The sequence below is a fragment of the Pseudomonas oryzagri genome, assembly GCF_020831405.1.
GTDB classification, from domain to species: Bacteria; Pseudomonadota; Gammaproteobacteria; order Pseudomonadales; family Pseudomonadaceae; genus Geopseudomonas; species Geopseudomonas oryzagri.
This window is the reverse complement of record NZ_JAJHPU010000002.1, coordinates 38,069-57,885: the sequence shown is the minus strand read 5'-3', so window position 1 is coordinate 57,885 and position 19,817 is coordinate 38,069. Positions and strand designations below refer to the sequence as shown.

Here is a 19,817-nt window from a genome sequence, read left to right as displayed (position 1 = left end):
TACCGAGCGGGCCAGCGCTCGCCCGGCCCGTGAGTCAGGATGAGCGCTTCACGGCTTGCGTGCCAGCAGTACGGCGCGCTTCGGTGCCGGCAGGCCTTCCACGGTGCGGCCGTGGTTCTGCGGGTCGAGGAACTCCGGCAGCGACTGATACTTCATCCACTCGGTGGAGCGCTGCTCCGCGGTGGTGGTGATGCTGACGTCTACGCAGCGCACGTCGACGAAACCGGCGCGGCGCAGCCACAGCTCCAGGGCCGGCACCGAAGGCAGGAACCACACGTTGCGCATCTGTGCGTAGCGGTCCTCGGGAACCAGCACGGTGCTCGCGTCACCATCCACCACCAGGGTCTCCAGCACCAGTTCGCCGCCGCGCAGCAGGCAATCCTTGAGCGCCAGCAGGTGGTCGATGGGCGAGCGGCGATGGTAGAGCACGCCCATGGAGAACACGGTGTCGAAGCCTTCCAGCTTTTCCGGCAGCTCCTCCAGCGCCAGCGGCAGGTGCCAGGTGGGCAGCTCGGGCAGATAGTTCTTCATCGCCAGGAACTGGCAGAAGAACAACCAGTTCGGATCGACGCCGAGCACGCAGTCGGCGCCGGCGCCGAGCATGCGCCACTGGTAGTAGCCGTTGCCGCAGCCGACATCCAGCACGCGCTTGCCGGCCAGATCCAGATGCGGCGCGACCCGCGCCCATTTCCAGTCCGAGTGCCACTCGGTGTCGACGTGCACGCCGAACAGCTCGAACGGCCCCTTGCGCCACGGCATCAGGCCCTTGAGCGCCTGCTCCAGCGTCGCCCGTTGGGCGGCGGTGCTGGTGCCGTCGAGGAAGAACGCCTCGGCCAGCTCGCGGCGCGCGACCGCCAGCGCCGGCAGGGCGTCCACCGCCGCCTGCCAGCGCGGCAGGTCGCCGTGGCCCTCGGCCAGCTTGGTGGCCAGCAGCTCCGGCAGCGTTTGAGCCCAGGCGGCCAGGGGTGTGGCGTGCAGTTTGTCGATCAGGGCGGGGAGGGCGGCGCGGGTGGCGAGGTCGGTCATGGCAGGGCGATCAGCGAGGCGAAGTTCAGGCACTGGAACCAGGGGATGACTTTCGAGAAGCCGGCCGCCGCGAGGCGTTCGCGGTGCTCGCCGAGGCTGTCCGGCTTCATCACGTTTTCGATGGCGCTGCGCTTCTGGGCGATTTCCAGCTCGCTGTAGCCATTGGCCCGTTTGAAGGCGACGTGCAGGTCGGTGAGCAATTCGTGCTCCTCGGCGTCGGCGAAGCGCAACTTCTCGGAGAGGATCAGCGCTCCGCCCGGCAGCAGCGCCTGGCGGATGCGGGTCAGCAGGTCCAGGCGCTGGGCGTGGGGAATGAACTGCAGGGTGAAGTTGAGCGCCACCACCGAGGCCGGGCGGAGGGCGAGCTGGCAGATGTTGGCCTCGAGCACCTCCACTGGCAGTAACTCCTGGAACATCGAGTCCTGAGCATGCAGGTACTCGCGGCAGCGCTCAACCATGGCGGGCGAATTGTCCACCGCGATCACCCGGCAGCCTTCGATCTGCACATGGCGGCGCAGCGCCTGACTGACCGCGCCGAGCGAGCAGCCCAGGTCGTACAGGGCGCTGTTCGGCTGGGCGAACTGGCCGGCGATCACCCCAATGTTCTCGACGATGGTGGGATAGCCCGGCACCGAACGCTTGATCATGTCGGGGAACACGCGCACCACCGCCTCGTTGAATACGAAGTCGGCGACCTGTCCCTGGGGACTGGCGTAGAGGCGGTCGGGGATCTGCTTCACGGCGCGCTTCCGGGATGGAAAGCCCGCCATTCTAGCGGAGTGCCGGGCTGCCTCGCAGCTCCTTCATTTCAGCTGGTCGGAAAGGTACTCGCCGGCGCCCTGCAGGGGACCGAGCGGGTTACGGTCGACCTGCATCTTGCGTATCTGCGGCTCGCCGTTGCTAACCTTGTGCACCAGCTTGTCGTCCACCATCACGAACACTGCGCGGAACGTCCAGCCCTTCAGCTCGCGGTTCTTGCGGAAGTTGAGCACGTCCGCCCAGAAGCTGCCGATGCGCTGGGTATCGGTCTGGTTGAATTCGAAGGCCAGGCCGGTGCAGCGCTCCTTGGCTTCGAGACAGGTCACCAGACTGTCCGGCAGATAGTCGATGGGAATGTTCGGCTGGACGAACATGGTGCGCACATCGAGGAACGACAGCATGCGCGCGTTGCCACCGGTCTGCGGGTCGAAGCCCATGGAGAACAGCTCGGGGCGGGTGGTTACGCCGGGTACCGCTTGGGAGAAGCGGCTCTCGGCATCCAGATAATCACGGAACGGCGACGAAATTTCCGCGCGCTGACTGGGGAGAAGGCTGCCACAACCGGCCAGCAAGACCAGCACGCTCATCATCAGATACCGCCCACAAAGGTCCATGATGTCCTCCTTCTGCTGTAGCCGGTGCTATTTGCTATAGGCGATTTACGGAGGAGTTGCCGTGCCGGAAGACGAACGGTGGAAAGCGCGGCACGAGGTCAGGGGGCTATTTGACGACCACCCGGCAGGTGAAGTTTTTCGCCGCTGCCACGCCGTTTTCCCAGGGGCGGCGGTAGTCCAGATCCAGTTGTCCCTCGCCGCTGGCGACCGCTCGAAAGCGCCAGGTCGACACCCCCGCACTGCCCACCACACCCGCTTCCTCCGGGGTGGAGTAGACCTCGGGACCGAGCAGATGGAGCACCGGTGCACCGCTCTCGCGCATCACCCAGCGAAAGCCGGTGGTGGGATTGCTGGGCAGGCGCAGGTTGAAGTCCTGGCCGGGGCGCAACTGCAGGGGATCGCAGTAGCGCGGTTGCTCCTCGAGGGTCAGGGTGCTCGGTGCCTGCTGCGCGCAGGCACCGAGCAGGACCAGGGCGGCGAGTGGCAGCAGGCGCAGAGGGGCAGGGAAGGGCATCGGCTGGCTCCGGCGGGCTATGAACGTTGGGCTATAGCCTAGCCGATGATTATGACTTTTCAGCCGCAGGGCGTGCCGCCGACGGCGGCACGGTTGCAGTTCGCAAGGCTTCAGGTGCCCGGGAACAACACCTTGGCCACGTCGGCGAAGCGCTGGGCGAAGTGCACGTTCAGACCTTCCCTGAGATAGCCCGGCAGTTCCTCGAAGTCGCCGCGGTTGGCTTCCGGGAGGATCAGCTCGGAGATCTTCTGCCGCCGCGCGGCGATCACCTTCTCGCGCACGCCGCCGATGGCCAGGACCTGGCCGGTGAGGGTCAGCTCGCCGGTCATCGCCACGTTCTTCTTCGGCGCCTGCTTGCGCGCCAGGGAGAGCAGCGCGCTGGCCATGGTGACACCGGCGCTGGGGCCGTCCTTGGGCGTGGCGCCCTCCGGCACGTGCAGGTGGACGAAGGCCTGGTCGAAGAAGGTCGGGTCGCCCTTGTACTTCTTCAGGTGCGAGCTGATATAGCTGTAGGCGATCTCCGCCGACTCCTTCATCACCTCGCCGAGCTGACCGGTCAGCTTGAAGCCGCGGTTGAGGGTGTGGATGCGTGTCGCCTCGATCGGCAGGGTGGCGCCGCCCATGCTGGTCCAGGCCAGGCCGGTGACCACGCCGACGCCCTCCAGATGCTTTTCCTTGCGGAACAGCGGCATGCCGAGGTAGCCCTCGAGATCCTTGGGACCGACCTTGACCGTCGCCTCGGGTTCCTCCAGCAGGCGGACCACCGCCTTGCGCACGATCTTGCCGAGTTGCTTCTCCAGCTGGCGCACGCCGGCCTCGCGGGCGTAGCCATCGATCACCGCCTTGAGCGCGCTGTCGCTGATCGTCAGGCGTAGCTTAGGCACCCCGGCCTTCTCCAGCTGGCGCGGCCACAGGTGCTTCCTGGCGATGGCCAACTTCTCCGCGGCGATGTAGCCGGACAGGCGGATCACCTCCATGCGGTCGAGCAAGGGACCTGGGATCGAGTCGAGGGTGTTGGCGGTGCACACGAACAGCACCTTGGACAGGTCCAGGCGCAGGTCCAGATAGTGGTCGAGGAAGGCGACGTTCTGCTCCGGATCGAGGGTTTCCAGTAGCGCCGAGGCGGGGTCGCCCTGGTAGCTGGCACCCATCTTGTCGATCTCGTCGAGCATGATCACCGGGTTCATCACCTCGACCTCCTTGAGCGCCTGCACCAGCTTGCCGGGCAGGGCGCCGATGTAGGTGCGCCGGTGGCCCTTGATCTCCGCCTCGTCGCGCATGCCGCCAACGCTGAAGCGGTAGAACGGCCGGCCGAGGGTTTCGGCGATCGACTTGCCGATACTGGTCTTGCCCACCCCGGGCGGGCCGACCAGCAGCACGATGGAGCCGGCGATCTCGCCTTTGAACGCGCCGACGGCGAGGAACTCGATGATCCGCTCCTTGATGTCCTCCATGCCGGCGTGGTGCTTGTCGAGCACCCTGCGCGCGCGCTTGAGGTCGAGCTTGTCCTTGCCCAGCACGCCCCAGGGCACGCTGGTCGCCCAGTCCAGGTAATTGCGGGTGACCGCGTATTCCGGCGAGCCGGGTTCGAGGACCGCCAGCTTGTTGAGCTCCTCGTCGATGCGCTTGCGCGCCTGCGCCGGCACCGTCTTGCCCTCCAGGCGCTTCTGGAACTCCTCGGCGTCGGCGCTGCGGTCGTCCTTGGTGATGCCCAGTTCGGTCTGGATCACCTTGAGCTGCTCGCGCAGGAAGAACTCGCGCTGGCGCTTGCCGATGGTGCTGTTCACCTCGGCGCTGATCTCGTTCTGCAGGCGCGCCACCTCCACCTCGCGACGCAGCAGCGGCAGCACCTTCTCCATGCGCTTGAGCACCGGCACGGTGTCCAGCACCGCCTGCAGGTCGCTGCCCGGCGCGGTGGTCAGCGCCGCGGCGAAGTCGGTCAGCGGCGAGGGATCGTTGGGGCTGAAGCGGTTCAGGTAGTTCTTCAGCTCCTCGCTGTACAGCGGGTTGAGTGGCAGCAGCTCCTTGATCCCGTTGATCAGCGCCATGCCGTAGGCCTTCACCTCGTCGCTGGGGTCGGAGGGCGTGCGCGGATAGTCGACTTCCACCAAGTACGGCGGCTTGCGGCTCAGCCAGCTGCGGATGCGCACCCGCGCCAGGCCTTGGGCGACGAACTGCAGGGTATCGCCCTGCTGGCTGGCATGGTGCACGCGCACCACGGTGCCGTGTTCGGGCAGGTTGTCCGGATCGAATTCCTCGGCGCTCTGCGGCGGATTCTCCACGTAGAACAACGCTACGCAGTGATGTGGCGTCTTGCCGACGCGGGCCAGGGTCTCCGCCCAGTGCTCCGGATTGATCACGATCGGCAGCACCTGGGCGGGGAAGAACGGACGATTGTGGACCGGCATGATGTACAGCTTGTCCGGCAGGGTCTGGCCCTGCAGGATCACTCCGGTGCTGCCGCCCTCGCCCTCTTCGACGACCTCGTGGGGAATTTCCTGCTCGCTCATGAATGAAGTTCCTGCACATTCGGGATTTCAGGCTACATGGGGCCGCAGACGGGCATTTCAACCATGCGTCGCATGCGCGCCGGGCGGGACTGGGCCCCTGGGACGAGCTTGAGTAAAATGCTCAATTACCTTGCCCTCCGGTCCGCCCGCCATGCTCGACATTCGCCTGGTGCGCCTGTCCGACCAGTCGCACACCCACACCCACGGCCACCACCAGATGGTGCTGTCGCTGTCCGGCCGCGCCGAATTCGAAGTGGCGGGCAAGGGCGGCGAGGTGTGCCGGATGCGCGCTTGCCTGCTGCCGGGCGATACCGCCCACGCCTTCGCCGGGGTCGGCGACAATCGCATGCTGATCCTCGATCTGGCCGACGCGGCCGCCTGCGACGACGCACCGGCGGCGGAGCGGGCGTTGCTCGGCGAGCTGTTCGACGTGCCGCGCTATCCGCTGCTGGATGCCGAGTTCCAGCATCTGCTCGCCTACGCCGGCGCCGAACTGGCGCGCTATGGCGACCAGCCCGAGCTCGCCCGGGCGCTCGGCGGCTTGCTGCTGCAGGCCCTGCACCTGCGCCTGCGTGGCGAGACGCGCAGCGTGCAGCGCACCCCACTCGACCGCGAGCGCATCGAGGCGCACATCGAGCGACATCTCGGCCGGCGCATCGGCGTCGCCGAGCTGGCCCAGGTCGCCTGCCTGAGCCCCAGCCACTTCCACCAGCAGTTCAAGGACTGCTTCGGCCTGACGCCGCACCAGTACCTGCTCAAGGCGCGTCTCGATCGCGCCAGCCGCCTGCTGCGCGACAGCCCGCTGCCCCTGGTGCGCATCGCCGAGGAGTGCGGCTTCTCCAGCCAGAGCGCGCTGACCACCGCCATGCGCCGCTACCTCGGCCTGACCCCGCGCGGCCTGCGGCGCAGCCACTGAGCCGCGACCAGCCGCTCCAGCCCTGATCCTCGTTGGCTGCCTGCGTTCCCGCGCAGGCGAGCGTCCTTCCCCACGCTACTGAGCACCCTGCACCTCGCTTGAGTCGAGCGCATGCAGCGTGGCGATTCGCCCTTGATTGTTACGTTATTACGTTTTAGATTCGCCACCCCGCGCCACCAGGGAGGCTGCGCGGCTGTCTGTTATCCGCCATTCCGGACGGACGCGAGGGAGCGTGTCGTCTCGCTCATTCGAGGTATGCATGAAAACGATCCGCCAACCGCTGGCCTGGGCTGTCGCCGTGGGTCTGGCGCCGGCTGCGCTGGGCAGCGAGGCTGCGCCGCTCGAACTCGACGCCAGCGTGGTGAGCGCCAGTGCGCTGGCCAGCAGCGTCCAGGAAATGACCGCCCCGGCCGCGATCCTGGAGGGCGACCAACTGGTCCTGCAGCGCGCCGCGACCCTCGGCGAGACGCTCGACGGCCTGCCCGGTGTGCAGGCGGCGAGCTTTGGCGCCGGTGCCAGCCGCCCGGTGATCCGCGGTCTGGACGGCGGGCGGGTGAAGGTGCTGAGCGACGGTATTGACGTGCTGGACGCGTCCACTGCCAGCCAGGACCATGCGGTGAGCATCGAGCCGCTGCTGGCCGAGCGTATCGAGGTGCTCAAGGGACCCGCGACCCTGCTGTACGGCGGCGGCGCCATCGGCGGCGTGGTCAATGTGATCGACAAGCGGGTGCCCACCCACGTGCCCGAGAAGGGCTACGAAGGCGAGCTGGAGCTGCGCGCCAACAGTGTGGCCAACGAGGGCGCGGGCCTGTTCGGCATCACCGCCGGAGCGGGCAACGTCGCCATGCGCGTCGAAGGCGTCAAGCGTCAGGCCGACGACTACGAGATCCCCCGCGCCGAGGGTATGCCCCGCAGCGACAAGCAGGTCGGTTCCCATAACGACACCGACAGCTACAGCCTGGGCGGCAGCTTTATCGGTGCGCGCGGCTATCTGGGCCTGGCCTGGAGTCGCCAGGAAAACCGCTACGGCCTGCCGGGCCACGAGCACGCCGACTGCCACCAGGACGAGGCGCTGTGGCACTGCGGCGAACACGGGCATGGAGAGGAGGAGCACGAAGACGAGGAGGGGGATGAGCACGAGGAGCATGGCGGGGCGGTGCCCTTCATCCGTCTCGAGCAGGACCGCTGGGACCTGCGCGGCGAGCTGGAGGATCCCCTGCCCGGCTTCGAGCTGGCACGCCTGCGCGCCGGTCACAGCGATTACCGCCACCGCGAGATCGAGGAGGAGGCGACTGCGGCGATCTACGACAACCAGGCCAGCGAAGCGCGGCTGGAGCTGACCCACCGGCCGTTCCATGGCTGGCATGGCGTGCTCGGCGGACAGACCAGCCGCCGCGACTTCGCCCGTTTCACGGCAGAAAACCCCATGCCACAGACGCTGACCGGCAACCACGCGCTGTTCCTCCTCGAGGAGTACGCGGTCGGCGCCTGGCGCTATGAGCTGGGCGCACGTCACGAGTGGCAGGACATCGAGGCCGACTCCGGAGCGCCGGATACCGACCACGCCGGCACCTCGCTGTCGGCGGGCGCGGTGTGGACCTTCGCCCCCGCCTACTCGCTGGGCCTGTCGCTATCCCGCGCGTAGCGCCTGCCCAGTGCCGAGGAGCTGTACGCCTTCGGCCCGCACGCCGCCAGTCGCACCATCGAGCTGGGCAACCCCGACCTCACGGAGGAAACCTCGCACAACCTGGAGGTCACCCTGCGCAAGTTCGCCGGCCCGACTACCTTTACCTTCAGCCTGTTCCGCAATCAGGTGGACGACTTCATCTACGCCGCCGACCTCGGCCTCGATACCGAAAGCGCCTTCCGGGTGGTCGAGTACCGCCAGGCCGACGCCGTACTCAGCGGCGGCGAGGCCGAGCTGCGCCACCAGTTCAGCGAGCGCTTTGCCGCCACCCTGTTCGGCGACCGCGTGCGCGGCAAGCTGCGCCACGGCGGCGACCTGCCGCGCATTCCTGCCGACCGCCTGGGCGTACGCCTCGAGCAGCGCTTCGGCGGAGCCCTGGATGGTCAGCTGGAGTTCTACCGGGTGCAGCGCCAGGACCAGTTGGCCGCCTTCGAGACCACGACCGCCGGCTACAACATGCTCGGCGCCGGCCTCAGCTACCACGGTCGCCTGAGCCAGGCCGACTATCAGCTGTATCTCAAGGCGGACAACCTGCTGGACGCCGAGGCGCGCCAGCACAGCTCACTGATCAAGGATGAGGTGCTACTGCCTGGGCGCAACCTCACCGTCGGATGGCGCCTCACGTTTTGATTGGTTGCACCTTGGCTGCATCTTGGTTGCACCTGTTCCGGAGTTTTTCGCAAAAACTCCGGAGTCTTTTGCAAGAAGCCGTCATCCGGGTGCCACTAGAGTCTGCCCACGTCTGCATGCATGGGCTAAACCATTATGTAGGCGGATTCTCTTCAAGGCAGTGGCGTGTCGCTACAGACCGGCTGCGGGCACTCAAGGGCGGGTGACCGCATGCTCGCCGGTCGGCGCTGGCCGCTGCCGAGTGCGTTTCGTCAGCGCAGACCGCTTCCGCTGTGCATCGGCACGGGAGCGGCGGCGTCTTTCCCGGCGCGGGGGAGCGAGCAGTGCGCGGCGCCAGTCCGCTCCTCGGGGCGGTTGACGTGCGCCTGTTCAGGAAAAGATGCGGCACCAGGGTGTGGGTGCGGCACGACAAAAACAATTGATGCAACCCGGGGAAAGGGCGTCATCCCTTTCCACAGCCGGATGGCACGGAGCCGCCGGTCCGCGGGTACCTGCTGCCACAGTGGGCGTGGCCACAAGCCGCTGCCTGGATAACAACATCGCTGGGATCCCCTCACATGAGCATGACCAACCCGACCCTGATCACCTTCGTGATCTACATCGCGGCCATGGTGCTGATCGGCTTCGCCGCCTATCGCTCCACCAACAACCTTTCCGACTACATCCTCGGCGGCCGCAGCCTCGGCAGCTTCGTCACCGCGCTGTCCGCCGGCGCCTCCGACATGAGCGGCTGGCTGCTGATGGGCCTGCCGGGCGCGGTCTACCTGTCCGGTCTGTCGGAGAGCTGGATCGCCATCGGCCTGATCGTCGGCGCCTACCTCAACTGGCTGTTCGTCGCCGGTCGCCTGCGTGTGCAGACCGAGCACAACGGCAACGCCCTGACCCTGCCGGACTACTTCACCAACCGCTTCGAGGACAACAGCCGCGTGCTGCGTATCCTCTCTGCGGTGGTGATCCTGGTGTTCTTCACCATCTACTGCGCTTCCGGCATCGTCGCCGGCGCGCGCCTGTTCGAAAGCACCTTCGGCATCTCCTACGAGACCGCGCTGTGGGCCGGCGCGGCGGCAACCATCTGCTACACCTTCGTCGGCGGCTTCCTCGCGGTGAGCTGGACCGACACCGTGCAGGCCAGCCTGATGATCTTCGCGCTGATCCTCACCCCGATCATCGTGATGGTCGCCACCGGCGGCATGGACCCGACCTTCGCCGCCATCGAGCTGAAGGACGCCGCCAACTTCGACATGCTCAAGGGTGCCAGCTTCGTCGGCGTGATCTCGTTGATGGCCTGGGGCCTGGGCTACTTCGGTCAGCCGCACATCCTCGCCCGCTTCATGGCCGCCGACTCGGTCAAGTCGATCCCCAACGCCCGTCGCATCTCCATGGCGTGGATGATCTTCTGCCTGGCCGGCGCGGTGGCCGTGGGCTTCTTCGGCATCGCCTACTTCTCCGCCCACCCGGACGTGGCCGGTGCGGTGAACCAGAACCACGAGCGCGTATTCATCGAGCTGGCCAAGATCTTGTTCAACCCGTGGATCGCCGGCGTGCTGCTGTCCGCCATCCTTGCCGCAGTGATGTCGACCCTCAGCTGCCAGCTGCTGGTGTGCTCCAGCGCCCTGACCGAGGACTTCTACAAGGCGTTCTTCCGCAAGAACGCCTCCCAGGTGGAACTGGTCTGGGTCGGCCGCGCCATGGTGCTGCTGGTCGCCGTGATCGCCATCGCCATCGCCGCCGATCCGGACAGCAAGGTGCTCGGCCTGGTGTCCTACGCCTGGGCCGGCTTCGGCGCCGCCTTCGGTCCGGTGGTGATCCTCTCCCTGCTGTGGAAGGGCATGACCCGCAACGGCGCGCTGGCCGGCATGCTGCTCGGCGCGGTCACCGTGGTGCTGTGGAAGAACTTCTTCGGCTGGACCGGCCTCTACGAGATCATCCCGGGCTTCATCCTCTGCACCCTGGGCATCCTGGTGTTCAGCCGCATCGGCAACGCGCCGTCGCCGGCCATGCTCAAGCGCTTCGACGAAGCCGAGCTGGAATACCGCAACGCCCACCTCTGATCCTCATCGGCCGGCGCGCCCCGTGGCGGCGCGCTCGGCAGCTCAACCAGGCACGGATCACTCCGTGTTTTACGGCTCGCGTTATGGCAAACGCGGGCCGTTTTTTTGCCCGCCATGCCGCTCCGCCCCCGTCCGTCCCTGCGCAGCCCCGCGATGTGCCAAGCAGTCCACACTCTGCTGTGACGCGCCCGGTTATCCTTCGCCGCGGCCATTATCCGGCCATCACCCGCCGGGAACCCGTCCCGCGTCTTCCTCCAACGCCCAGCCGGGAGCCTCCGCGAGCATGTCCATCACGCTACCCGTTCATAGCCTGGGATACGCGGCGCTGACGGTTGCCGGGCGAGTCCGCCCGCACAACGAGGACGCCATCCTCTGCTGCCCGTCGCTTCACCTGTGGGCGGTCGCCGACGGCATGGGCGGCCACCAGCGCGGCGAGGTGGCCAGCGCCCTGGCTGTGAAGACCCTGCGCAAGCTGAGCCAGCGCGGCGCCGGACTGGACGAGGCCGTCCACGGCGCCAATGCCGCCATCCTCGCCGCGGCGGCTGCCGACGAGGCTAGCTGCGGCATGGGCACCACCCTGGTGGCGGTGCGCTTCAGCGGCATGGATTTCGAGGTGGCTTGGGCCGGCGACAGCCGGGCCTACCGCATCGGCGCAACGGCCATCGAGCGGCTGACCCGCGACCACAGCCTGGTCCAGGCGCTGGTCGACGCCGGCCAGTTGACCGCCGAGCAGGCCAGCCGTCATCCGCGGCGCAATGTGGTGACCCAGTGCCTCGGTCGCGCCGAGGAAGAGCTGACGGTGGACCGGGTGCAGGGCACCCTGGGCCACGGCGAGCTGCTGCTGCTGTGCAGCGACGGCCTGACCGGCGAGCTTGACGATGCGCAGATCCAGCGGATCTGCCTTGACGCGGACACCCTCGACGCCCTGGTGAGCCAACTGGTCGAGGCAGCCAACCGCGAGGGCGGGCGGGACAACATCTCCTGCATCGTCCTCGGCCTCGCCGCCGCGCCGGTCGCCAGCGAGGCGCCGCGCGGCCTGTTCGACAAACTGTTCAAAACTGCCAAGACCTGACCGGCGCCGATCATGAGCGACAGTGCATTGCAAATTCCCGGCTACACCCTGCATGGCCCGCTGGGCCAGGGCGGCATGGCCGAAGTCCACCTCGCCACCCAGCAGTCGCTGCAGCGCAAGGTGGCGATCAAGATCCTCAGCAAGTCCGAGGACCAGGAGTTCATCCAGCGCTTCATCAAGGAAGGGCACCTGGTCGCGTCCTTGCACCACCCCTCGATCATCACCATCTACGACATCGACCAGCTCGCCGATGGTCGCCACTACCTGGCCATGGAATATCTGCCCGGCGGCGACCTGGCGCAGCACAAGGGCGAAGTGTTCGCCGCCGAGCGCGCCCTGGCCATCGTCCGCCAGATCGCCAGCGGCCTGGCGGTGGTCCACGACAAGGGCCTGGTGCACCGCGACGTCAAGCCGGCCAACATCCTGTTCCGCGGCGACGGCACCGCAGTGCTCACCGACTTCGGCGTGGCCAAGGACCTCGATCTCGACAGCGAGCTGACCCAGTTCGGCATCGCCGTCGGCAGCCCGGCCTACAGCAGTCCGGAGCAGGCGCAGTGCCAGCCGCTGGATGCGCGCAGCGACATCTACAGCCTGGGTGTGATCCTCCTGGAGCTGCTCACGGGCAGCAACCCGTTCCGCGCCAGCAACTACACGCAGACGGTGATGAACCACGTGCAGATGCCGACGCCCTTGCTGCCGACGCCGCTGGCCGCCTGCCAGGGCCTGCTGGCGCGCATGCTGGCCAAGGACCCCGAGCAACGCTTCGCCGACTGTCGCGCGCTGCTGGCGGCGCTGGAGCAGATCGAACTCGGCGATCCCGACGAGACCCGCATCGGCCCGGCCGTCGGCCTCAGCGCATCGCGTGTGGACGCGCTGCCGGCAGGGGGGGGCGAGAGCGCAGCCAAACCGCGCAAGGCGGTGTGGCCGATGGTGCTCAGCGTGCTGGCGCTACTGGTCACCCTGGCCGCCGGTGGCCTCTACTGGCAGCAGCAGAAGCGCATCGACGATCTGCTGGCCCAGGCCGAGCAGCGCCTTGCCGTCGGGCAACTGGTCGAGCCGGCGCAGGACAATGCCGAGTACTACTTCAACGAGGTGCTGCACATCGAAGAACGCAACCGCGCTGCCCTGGAGGGGCTGCAGCGGGTCACCGCGGCGCGCATCGCCGGCCTGCTCAGCGTCGGCGAGCAACGCCTGAGCGAGGGCCAGCTGCTAGAGCCGGCCGACGACAGTGCCGACCACTACTTCCGTGCCGCGCTGGCCCTGGACGGCCAGCATGCCGGTGCGCTCGACGGTCTGCGTCGTCTGCAGGAGGCGCGTATCGCCGGCCACCTGGCGCGTGCCGAGCAGAACCTCGCCGAGCAGCGGCTGCTGCAGCCCGAGGACGACAGCGCGGTGTTCCACTATCGGCAGGTCCTCGACCTGGAACCGGGCAACCAGGCGGCGCTGGACGGCCTGCAGCGGGTCGCCCTGCAGTACCGCGACATGGCCAGGGGCGCCTACCGGCGCGGCAACTTCCCCGAGGCCCTGGCCATGATCGAGCGCGGCCTGCAGGTGCAGCCGGACGACCCCGAGTTGCTCGCCATGCGCGACGAACACCAGGCGCTGCTCGCCGAGGCGCGCGCCGCGCAGGCCGCCCGGGCCAGCCGGCCGGCCCCGCAACGGTCGACCGGCAGCACCAGCCAGACGCAGGACAACAACCCGATCAAACGGGTGTGGAACAACCTTTTCGGTCAATGAGGGAGCCGCCCCGACCAGCGCGGCATACAGCACAGGACTCGTAGCCCCCATGCTCAAGTTGCACTTCAAGGACAGTCGACAGGCGCCCATCTGGCTGGTCGAAGAGCGCTTCGCCATCGGCCAGGATCGCCGCAACCAGCTGGTCCTCGGCGATCCCGGGATCAGCGCCTTCCATGCCGAGATCCTCCTCCAGGACGGTCGTCATTACCTGCGCGACTGCGACAGCGCGGGCGGCACCTTCGTCAACGACGAGCGCATCAGCGGCCAGTACCAGCTGCGCTCGCGCGATCGCGTGCGCCTGGGCAACGTCGAGCTGCTGCTGCTCGAACCCAGCAAGACGCCCAATGTGCGCCCCGACGCCACGGTGCGCTGGTTCCTCCAGGTCACCAGCGGCGAGCAGGTGGGCAAGAAGTTCCACCTCCAGCCGGGCGGCATCGGCTTCGGCCGCTCGCCCAAGAGCGAGCTGTGCTTCAGCGACCCGGAACTGTCGCGCCGCCACTGCGAGTTCTTCCTCAAGGACGACGTGCTGGAGGTCAAGGACCTGGCTTCGGCCAACGGGGTCTACGTCAACCACAAGAAGGTCGCCACCGCCGAGCTGCGTCCGGGCGACGAGGTGCGCATGGGCTCGGTGACCCTGCTGGTGATCGGCCCGCAGATCGACGGCCGCCCGGCGGTCGAAGAAGAGGAAGACAGCGACGCCACCCAGTTCGTCCGCGCCATCGACCTGCCCAAGCCGGTGGAAAAGCCGCAGACCGGCCGCGGCGGCGCCACCGCCAACCCGCTGCGCGCCGCCGCCCCGGCTGTGGCGGTGGCGGCCGCGGCGGACGAAGGCAACGCACTGAAGCGGGTGATCCTGATCGGCAGTGCCGTGCTGCTGGCGGTGGTGGGCGCGGCTCTGGTGTTGCTGCGTCACTGACAACGGCGGCGGGCGCCTGGGTTATCCTGCGCGCCCCTGTTCCGCTTCCCGGTCGAGTCCCCATGAGCCAAGCCCCGAAGAACCCCCTGCACGGCGTTACCCTCGAAGCCCTGCTCACCGAGCTGGTGGCCCACTATGGCTGGGACGGGCTGGCCCAGCGCGTCGACATCCGCTGCTTCAAGAGCGACCCCAGCATCAAGTCCAGCCTGACCTTCCTGCGCCGCACGCCCTGGGCGCGGGAGAAGGTCGAGGCGCTCTACGTCAAGCTGCAGCAGCGGCGCGGCTGATCACTCGCCGAGCACCACGCCCTCGCGACGCGGATCGGCGCCGCCGAACCAGCCCTGCGCGTTGCGCTGGATCGCCTGCAGACCGCTGGGCAACTCGCCTTCCTCGACCTCCTGGCCCAGCGCGCGCAGCGCCTCCAGGGTGCCCGTCGGGAAGCGCTCCTTCTCGAGCACCGTCGGCCCGTTGAAGTTGGTGAAATTGGGCAGGTCGATGGCGCGCTGGGCGTCCAGCCGCCATTGATAGAGACCGAGCAGGGTCTTGGCGTTGAAGTGGATGATCCCGGCGCCGCCCGGCGCGCCCAGGCTGGCCAGCAGGCTGCCGTTCCCCGCATCGAACACCAGGGTCGGACTCATGCTCGAGCGCGGCCGCTTGCCCGGCTCGACGCGGTTGGCCACCGGGCGGCCCTGGCCATCGCGCGGGGCGAGGGCGAAGTCGGTCAGCTGGTTGTTGAGCAGGAAGCCGCCCGGCAAACCGGTGCCGCCGTCGCTGAGCAGGCGGGCGCCGAAGGCCTGCTCGATACTGCTGGTCATCGCCAGCGCCTGGCCCTGGGCGTCGACGATGCTGATATGGCTGGTGCCGTACTCCTCCTGGGCGGCCTGCGGCGCCCAGGCCAGCGGCGTGCCGCCCGGCACTCCGGCGCTGGCGCTGCCCATGCTCTTCTCGCCGATCAGCGTGGCGCGCTGCTTGAGGTAGGCCGGGGCGAGCAGGCTGCGCCAGTCGCCGGCCGGCGGCGCCACGAAGTCCGGGTCGGCGATGTACTGGGCGCGGTCGGCGAAGGCCAGCTTGGCCGCCTCGCTGTAGCGGTGCAGGAACGCGGCGCTGGGGCGGCCGTTCTCCAACTCGTTATCCAGTGTGGGCAACTGCTCGAGCAGGCCGAGGATCTGCATCTGGGTCAGCTGGCCGGAGGAGGGCGGCGGGAAACCGCACACCCGGTACTGCGCCAGCCACAGCTGGCACAGCGCCTCACGGCGCAGCGGCCGGTAGCGTTGCAGATCGGCCAGCTGCAGGCGGCCGGGGCTGCGCGGGTCGCGGCGCACCCGGCTGACCAGATCCTCGGCGACCGCTCCGGTATAGAAGGCGGCGCTGCCCTGGCGGGCGATACGCCGCAGCACCTCGGCCAGCGCCGGGTTGCGCAGCCGTTCGCCGACCGCCAGTGGCGAGCCGTCGCTGTGGTAGTAGAAGGCGGCGGCGGCCGGATCGAGCCGCAGGTACTGGTCGGCGGCGAGCAGCTGGTGCAGGCGCGGGCTGACGGCGAAGCCCTGCTCGGCCAGGTCGATGGCCGGCACGAACAGCGCCGCCCAGGGCAGGCGGCCATGGGCGCGGTGCGCCGCTTCGAGCATCTTCAGCACGCCGGGCACGCCCACCGAGCGGCCGCCGAGCACCGCCTCCATGAACGGCACCGGCCGGCCGTCGCTGCCGAGGAACATCTGCTCGTCGGCGGCGGCCGGGGCGGTTTCGCGGCCGTCCCAGGCGTCCAGGCGCTGGCCGTCCCAATGCAGCAGGAAGGCGCCGCCGCCGAGACCGCTGGACTGCGGCTCGACCAGACCGAGCACCATCTGCACGGCGATCGCCGCGTCCAGCGCGCTGCCGCCGGCCTGCAGGACGGCGCGGCCGGCCTCGGCGGCCAGCGGATTGGCGGCGGCCACCGCGTAGTGCTTAAGCTGCCAGCCCGGCTTGGCCTGATAGCCGCTGGCGGCCTCCGGCTGAATGGGGCGGATCGGCAGCGACGGGCCGGATGGCGTTGCGGCGCAGCCGGCGAGCAGCAGGCCGAGGAGCAGGGCGGCGCGGCGCCAACCGGCGCCGACGCGGGCGCCGGAAGGGGCCCGGGTCATGGCGCCGGGGCCTTGCGGTTGACCAGCATCTCCGACGCGGTTTGGCTTTCGCCTGCCGGCGCCTGGCAGGCGGTAGCTTCGGCCAGCAGGTAGGGCTGCAGGATCGGCAGCATGCCCTTGAGGGTCTGCACCGGCAGCGCCGAGGTGAAGCTGAAGCGTTCCGCCTCGCGCCCGGCGACGTAGGCGGTGAGGGTGCCGAAGTGGCGCGGGCCGAGGTAGAACACGAAGGTGGCGGTACGGTTGCGCGCCGTGGAGCTGGTCACCCAGCCGCTGCGCGTCACGGTCTCGAAGCGGTTGTCGCCGGTGCCGGTCTTGCCGCCCATCATCATCGGCTGGCCGTCGGCCTGGGTCAGCAGGCCCTTCAGACGGCGCGCGGTGCCCTTTTCCACCACCTCGGAGAGCACGCCGCGCAGGGCGGTCGCCACCTCGCTGCGCATTACCCGTTCGCCTTCGGTCGGCAGGCGCTCGAAGCGGGTCTCGTAGGGCGTGTTGATGGCGAAGTCGAGGTTGTCGATGCGCACGGTCGGCAGGCGCACGCCGTCGTTGAGGATGATGCCCATCAGCTCGGCCAGCGCCGCCGGCCGGTCGCCGGAGCTGCCCAGCGCGCTGGCCAGCGACGGCACCATGTGGTCGAAGGGGAAGCCCAGGCGCAACCAGCGCTGGTGGATGTCGGTGAACGCCTCGACCTCCACCATGGTGCGGATGCGGCTGTCGCGGGCGCTGCGGTGACGGGTCTTGAACAGCCAGCCGTAGACTTCCTGACGCTCGTCGCGGCTGGCGGCGAGCGTCTCCTCCAGGGTGGCCTGCGGTTTTTGCAGGCGGTAGCCGATCAGCCACAGCTCCAGCGGGTGGACGCGGGCGATGTAGCCCTGGTCCGGCAGGCTGTAGGCGCCGGGACCGTAGCGGTCGTACAGCTCGTCGAGCTTCTTGGGCGGCGGCAGGCGGGTGCCCAGCTCGGCCTTCATGACCTGGGCGAATTCCTCCCGGCTGGCCTGCGGGAACAGGTAGCGGTGGATCGCCGCCAGGCGCGGCGGACTCAGGCGCAGGCCCTCCAGCAGGGTGTCGAGCATTTCCTGCGGGGACTTGTCGCGGTACTTGCGCCAGAAGCGCCGCTGGAACACGGTGCCTTCGTTGTCGGCGAAGCGGGCCAGGTATTCGAGGCGGCGCGGGTCCTTGTCGTCGGAGAGCAGTTGGGTGCTGCTCTCCATCTGATAGGTGCTGTAGCGCACCAGATCGCGCAGCAGACGCACGAACGGCAGGTTGATCGACTCGCGCAGGGCCTCGCGCATGGTCGGCCGGCGGCCGTTGTCCTCGCGGCGGAAGTTGTTGAAGACGTGCGCGCCGCCGCCGGTGAAGAAGGTTTCGCCGGGGCTGGCCGAGTATTCGCGCTCCAGCGCGGCATCGAGCATCTCGCTGAGGGTCGCCTGCGGATTGACCCGCAGCCAGTCCAGCGCCCAGCGGCTGAGGTTGTCGCGCTCGTGGGCGGCGTGATACAGCTCGCGCAACTCGGCCGGCGTCTTGCCGGCATTGCGCTGATGCAGCTCGGCGACCATCTCCAGGTAGGTGGCCATCACGCGCAGCTTGGCGGTGGAGCCCAGCTCCAGCTTGCTGCCCTCGTTGATGTCGAACGGCTGGCCGGTGGTGTCGGTCTGCACGCGCACCCGGTTGCCGTTGGCGCCGCGCTCGAACAGGGTGAAGCTGTAACGTACGTCGGCGGTCAGTTCGGGGCTGAGCAGGCGCTCGCCGAACAGGCCCATCTGCTCGGCGAAGGCCGGATCGACCAGCTTGTCCAGGTACTCGCTGACCGCCTGTTGCAACGGCTGGTTGAGCGTGGCGTCGACCGACAGATCGAGGCGGTCGAGATCGTACAGCGGCATGCCCAGTTGACGCACCAGCCGCGTGCGCACGGTACTGATGCCCTTGTCCGGCGGCACCGGCGGCAGCGCCGGGTCGGTGGCCGGGTTGCGGAACGCCAGCTGCTGCTGCAGCGCCGCGTCGCGCAGGGCGGGGGGGATGATCCCGGCATTGGCCAGTACGCGCAGATGGCTGTCGGTCAGCGTCGCCAGCTCGGCACGGCCGTCGGCCAGATACCAGGACGGGCGGCGCTGGGCGATCATCAGGGCGAGCACCTGGCGCAGCGCCAGACCCTGCTCGGCGAGATTGACCTGCGGCCCGCCGGCGAGCGCCCGGTTGGCCTTGGCGAAGTCGGCGGCGAACCACACCCACAGACCGTCGCCCAGGCCGTGCACCTCGCCATAGCCGGCCGCCGCCGACAGCGGCACGTTGTTGACGTAGTCGTGGACGATTTCCCGGCGCAGCGGCAGGGTCTCGCGCCCCTCGTGATAGGCGCGCACGCTCGCCGAGAGCATCTGGCGGAGCTTCTCGGCGGCGTTGGTCGTACGTCCTTCCGGCGAATGGCGAAACTTCTCGATCTGCGTGGCCAGGGTGCTGCCACCGGCCGAGTCGGTGTCCGGATTCAGCCGGCTTGCCAACTGGCTCCAGGCGGCCCTGAGAAAGCGCGGCCAGTCCACCGCCGGGTTCTGGTACACCTCGTCCTGGTCGAGCAGATGGCGGTTCTCGATGAACAGCAGGCTGGCCACCACCAGCGGCGGAATATCGCCGAAGCGGTCGTAGTGGCGCTGCGGGTGGCGGAAGTTGAACATCGGCTCGCCGCGACAGTCGCTGACGTCCAGGCCGGCGTGGGTCTTCTCGCGATAGGGCGGATACAGGCCGTGGTCGGTGTACTCCAGCAGCGCCGGCGAGAAGCGCGCCTGCCGCTCGATCACGTAGCCCTGACTGGTCAGCCGGCGGATGAACTCCGGCAGGCCGACGTAGCCCAGGCGCTGGTCGAACGGTCCCTGGCTGGGGAAGCGGATGGCGTCGCTCGGCCCGGGCTCGACGTCGAAGCCGAGCTTGCTCGACCAGTCGACGATCAGGCGCGACTGCCATTCGGCGGTGCGAGCCTCCTCCATCAACCACCGGCCGGCAACCACGGTCCCCGCCAGCAGGACGACGGCGAAGCCGGCACGCACTCGCCATAATCGCCGTTTGCTGGCCGCCGTGGCTTTCTGACGTGCAGGGGAACAAGCCGGTTGATCGGCAATTGCGGAGGATGGCTCGGAGGCACCCATGGCGGACCTATCCATGATTATTATCGAATGCTGACAACAGCTTAGCCGGATTCGCCAGCAGTCGCCTGCGAGACGCGGCACAGAGCGGCAGGGAGTTTGCCCGGACGAGCCAACCGGGCGACGAATGGCAAAGGCGA

Annotated in this window: 13 protein-coding genes and 1 pseudogene; 7 read left to right on the top strand and 7 right to left on the bottom strand. The window is 68.5% G+C overall.

Features of this window, described 5'->3' with window-relative positions:
- Positions 1-48: 48 nt before the first annotated feature.
- From cmoB to lon, 5 genes are all read right to left on the bottom strand, one after another.
- Complete coding sequence (cmoB, locus tag LMJ29_RS00265; protein WP_229602765.1) at positions 49-1,026, bottom strand: tRNA 5-methoxyuridine(34)/uridine 5-oxyacetic acid(34) synthase CmoB; 978 nt, start codon at positions 1,024-1,026, stop codon at positions 49-51.
- Positions 1,023-1,796, bottom strand: a complete 774-nt coding sequence (gene cmoA, locus LMJ29_RS00260) for a carboxy-S-adenosyl-L-methionine synthase CmoA (RefSeq protein ID WP_229602763.1) — start codon at positions 1,794-1,796, stop codon at positions 1,023-1,025. The genes cmoB and cmoA overlap by 4 nt, the downstream gene beginning before the upstream one ends.
- Before the next feature lie 33 nt (positions 1,797-1,829).
- Positions 1,830-2,399, bottom strand: a complete 570-nt coding sequence (locus LMJ29_RS00255; protein ID WP_229602762.1) for a hypothetical protein — start codon at positions 2,397-2,399, stop codon at positions 1,830-1,832.
- Positions 2,400-2,505: 106 nt separating this feature from the next.
- Positions 2,506-2,913, bottom strand: coding sequence for a protease inhibitor I42 family protein (locus tag LMJ29_RS00250; RefSeq protein ID WP_229602761.1), 408 nt, complete (start codon positions 2,911-2,913; stop codon positions 2,506-2,508).
- A gap of 110 nt (positions 2,914-3,023) precedes the next feature.
- A complete protein-coding gene (gene lon / locus LMJ29_RS00245) occupies positions 3,024-5,423 on the bottom strand; it encodes an endopeptidase La (protein ID WP_229602760.1) in 2,400 nt (799 codons plus the stop codon).
- 151 nt (positions 5,424-5,574) lie between these two features.
- On the opposite strand from lon, the gene LMJ29_RS00240 reads away from it, so the two are divergent.
- The 7 genes and pseudogenes from LMJ29_RS00240 to LMJ29_RS00210 all read left to right on the top strand — a co-directional run bounded on the left by LMJ29_RS00240 (position 5,575) and on the right by LMJ29_RS00210 (position 14,719).
- Positions 5,575-6,339: an AraC family transcriptional regulator gene (locus LMJ29_RS00240; RefSeq protein ID WP_229602759.1), complete on the top strand. Its 765-nt coding sequence runs from the start codon at positions 5,575-5,577 to the stop codon at positions 6,337-6,339.
- 259 nt (positions 6,340-6,598) lie between these two features.
- A pseudogene (locus LMJ29_RS00235) lies at positions 6,599-8,656 on the top strand (TonB-dependent receptor).
- Between the two features lie 557 nt (positions 8,657-9,213).
- On the top strand, positions 9,214-10,707 hold the full coding sequence (putP, locus tag LMJ29_RS00230) for a sodium/proline symporter PutP (RefSeq protein WP_229602758.1): 1,494 nt from the start codon (positions 9,214-9,216) through the stop codon (positions 10,705-10,707).
- 283 nt (positions 10,708-10,990) lie between these two features.
- Positions 10,991-11,779, top strand: a complete 789-nt coding sequence (locus tag LMJ29_RS00225) for a PP2C family protein-serine/threonine phosphatase (RefSeq protein ID WP_229602757.1) — start codon at positions 10,991-10,993, stop codon at positions 11,777-11,779.
- Between the two features lie 12 nt (positions 11,780-11,791).
- Positions 11,792-13,516, top strand: coding sequence for a serine/threonine-protein kinase (locus LMJ29_RS00220; RefSeq protein WP_229602756.1), 1,725 nt, complete (start codon positions 11,792-11,794; stop codon positions 13,514-13,516).
- A 49-nt stretch (positions 13,517-13,565) separates the two neighbouring features.
- Positions 13,566-14,432, top strand: coding sequence for an FHA domain-containing protein (locus LMJ29_RS00215; RefSeq protein ID WP_229602755.1), 867 nt, complete (start codon positions 13,566-13,568; stop codon positions 14,430-14,432).
- Between the two features lie 62 nt (positions 14,433-14,494).
- Positions 14,495-14,719, top strand: a complete 225-nt coding sequence (locus tag LMJ29_RS00210) for a VF530 family protein (RefSeq protein WP_229602753.1) — start codon at positions 14,495-14,497, stop codon at positions 14,717-14,719.
- Here LMJ29_RS00210 and LMJ29_RS00205 read toward each other — a convergent pair whose 3' ends face one another.
- A complete protein-coding gene (locus LMJ29_RS00205) occupies positions 14,720-16,549 on the bottom strand; it encodes a gamma-glutamyltransferase family protein (protein WP_229602751.1) in 1,830 nt (609 codons plus the stop codon).
- Positions 16,546-19,680, bottom strand: a complete 3,135-nt coding sequence (locus tag LMJ29_RS00200) for a transglycosylase domain-containing protein (RefSeq protein WP_377656270.1) — start codon at positions 19,678-19,680, stop codon at positions 16,546-16,548. Before LMJ29_RS00200 ends, LMJ29_RS00205 begins: the two co-directional genes overlap by 4 nt.
- Positions 19,681-19,817 lie beyond the last annotated feature (137 nt).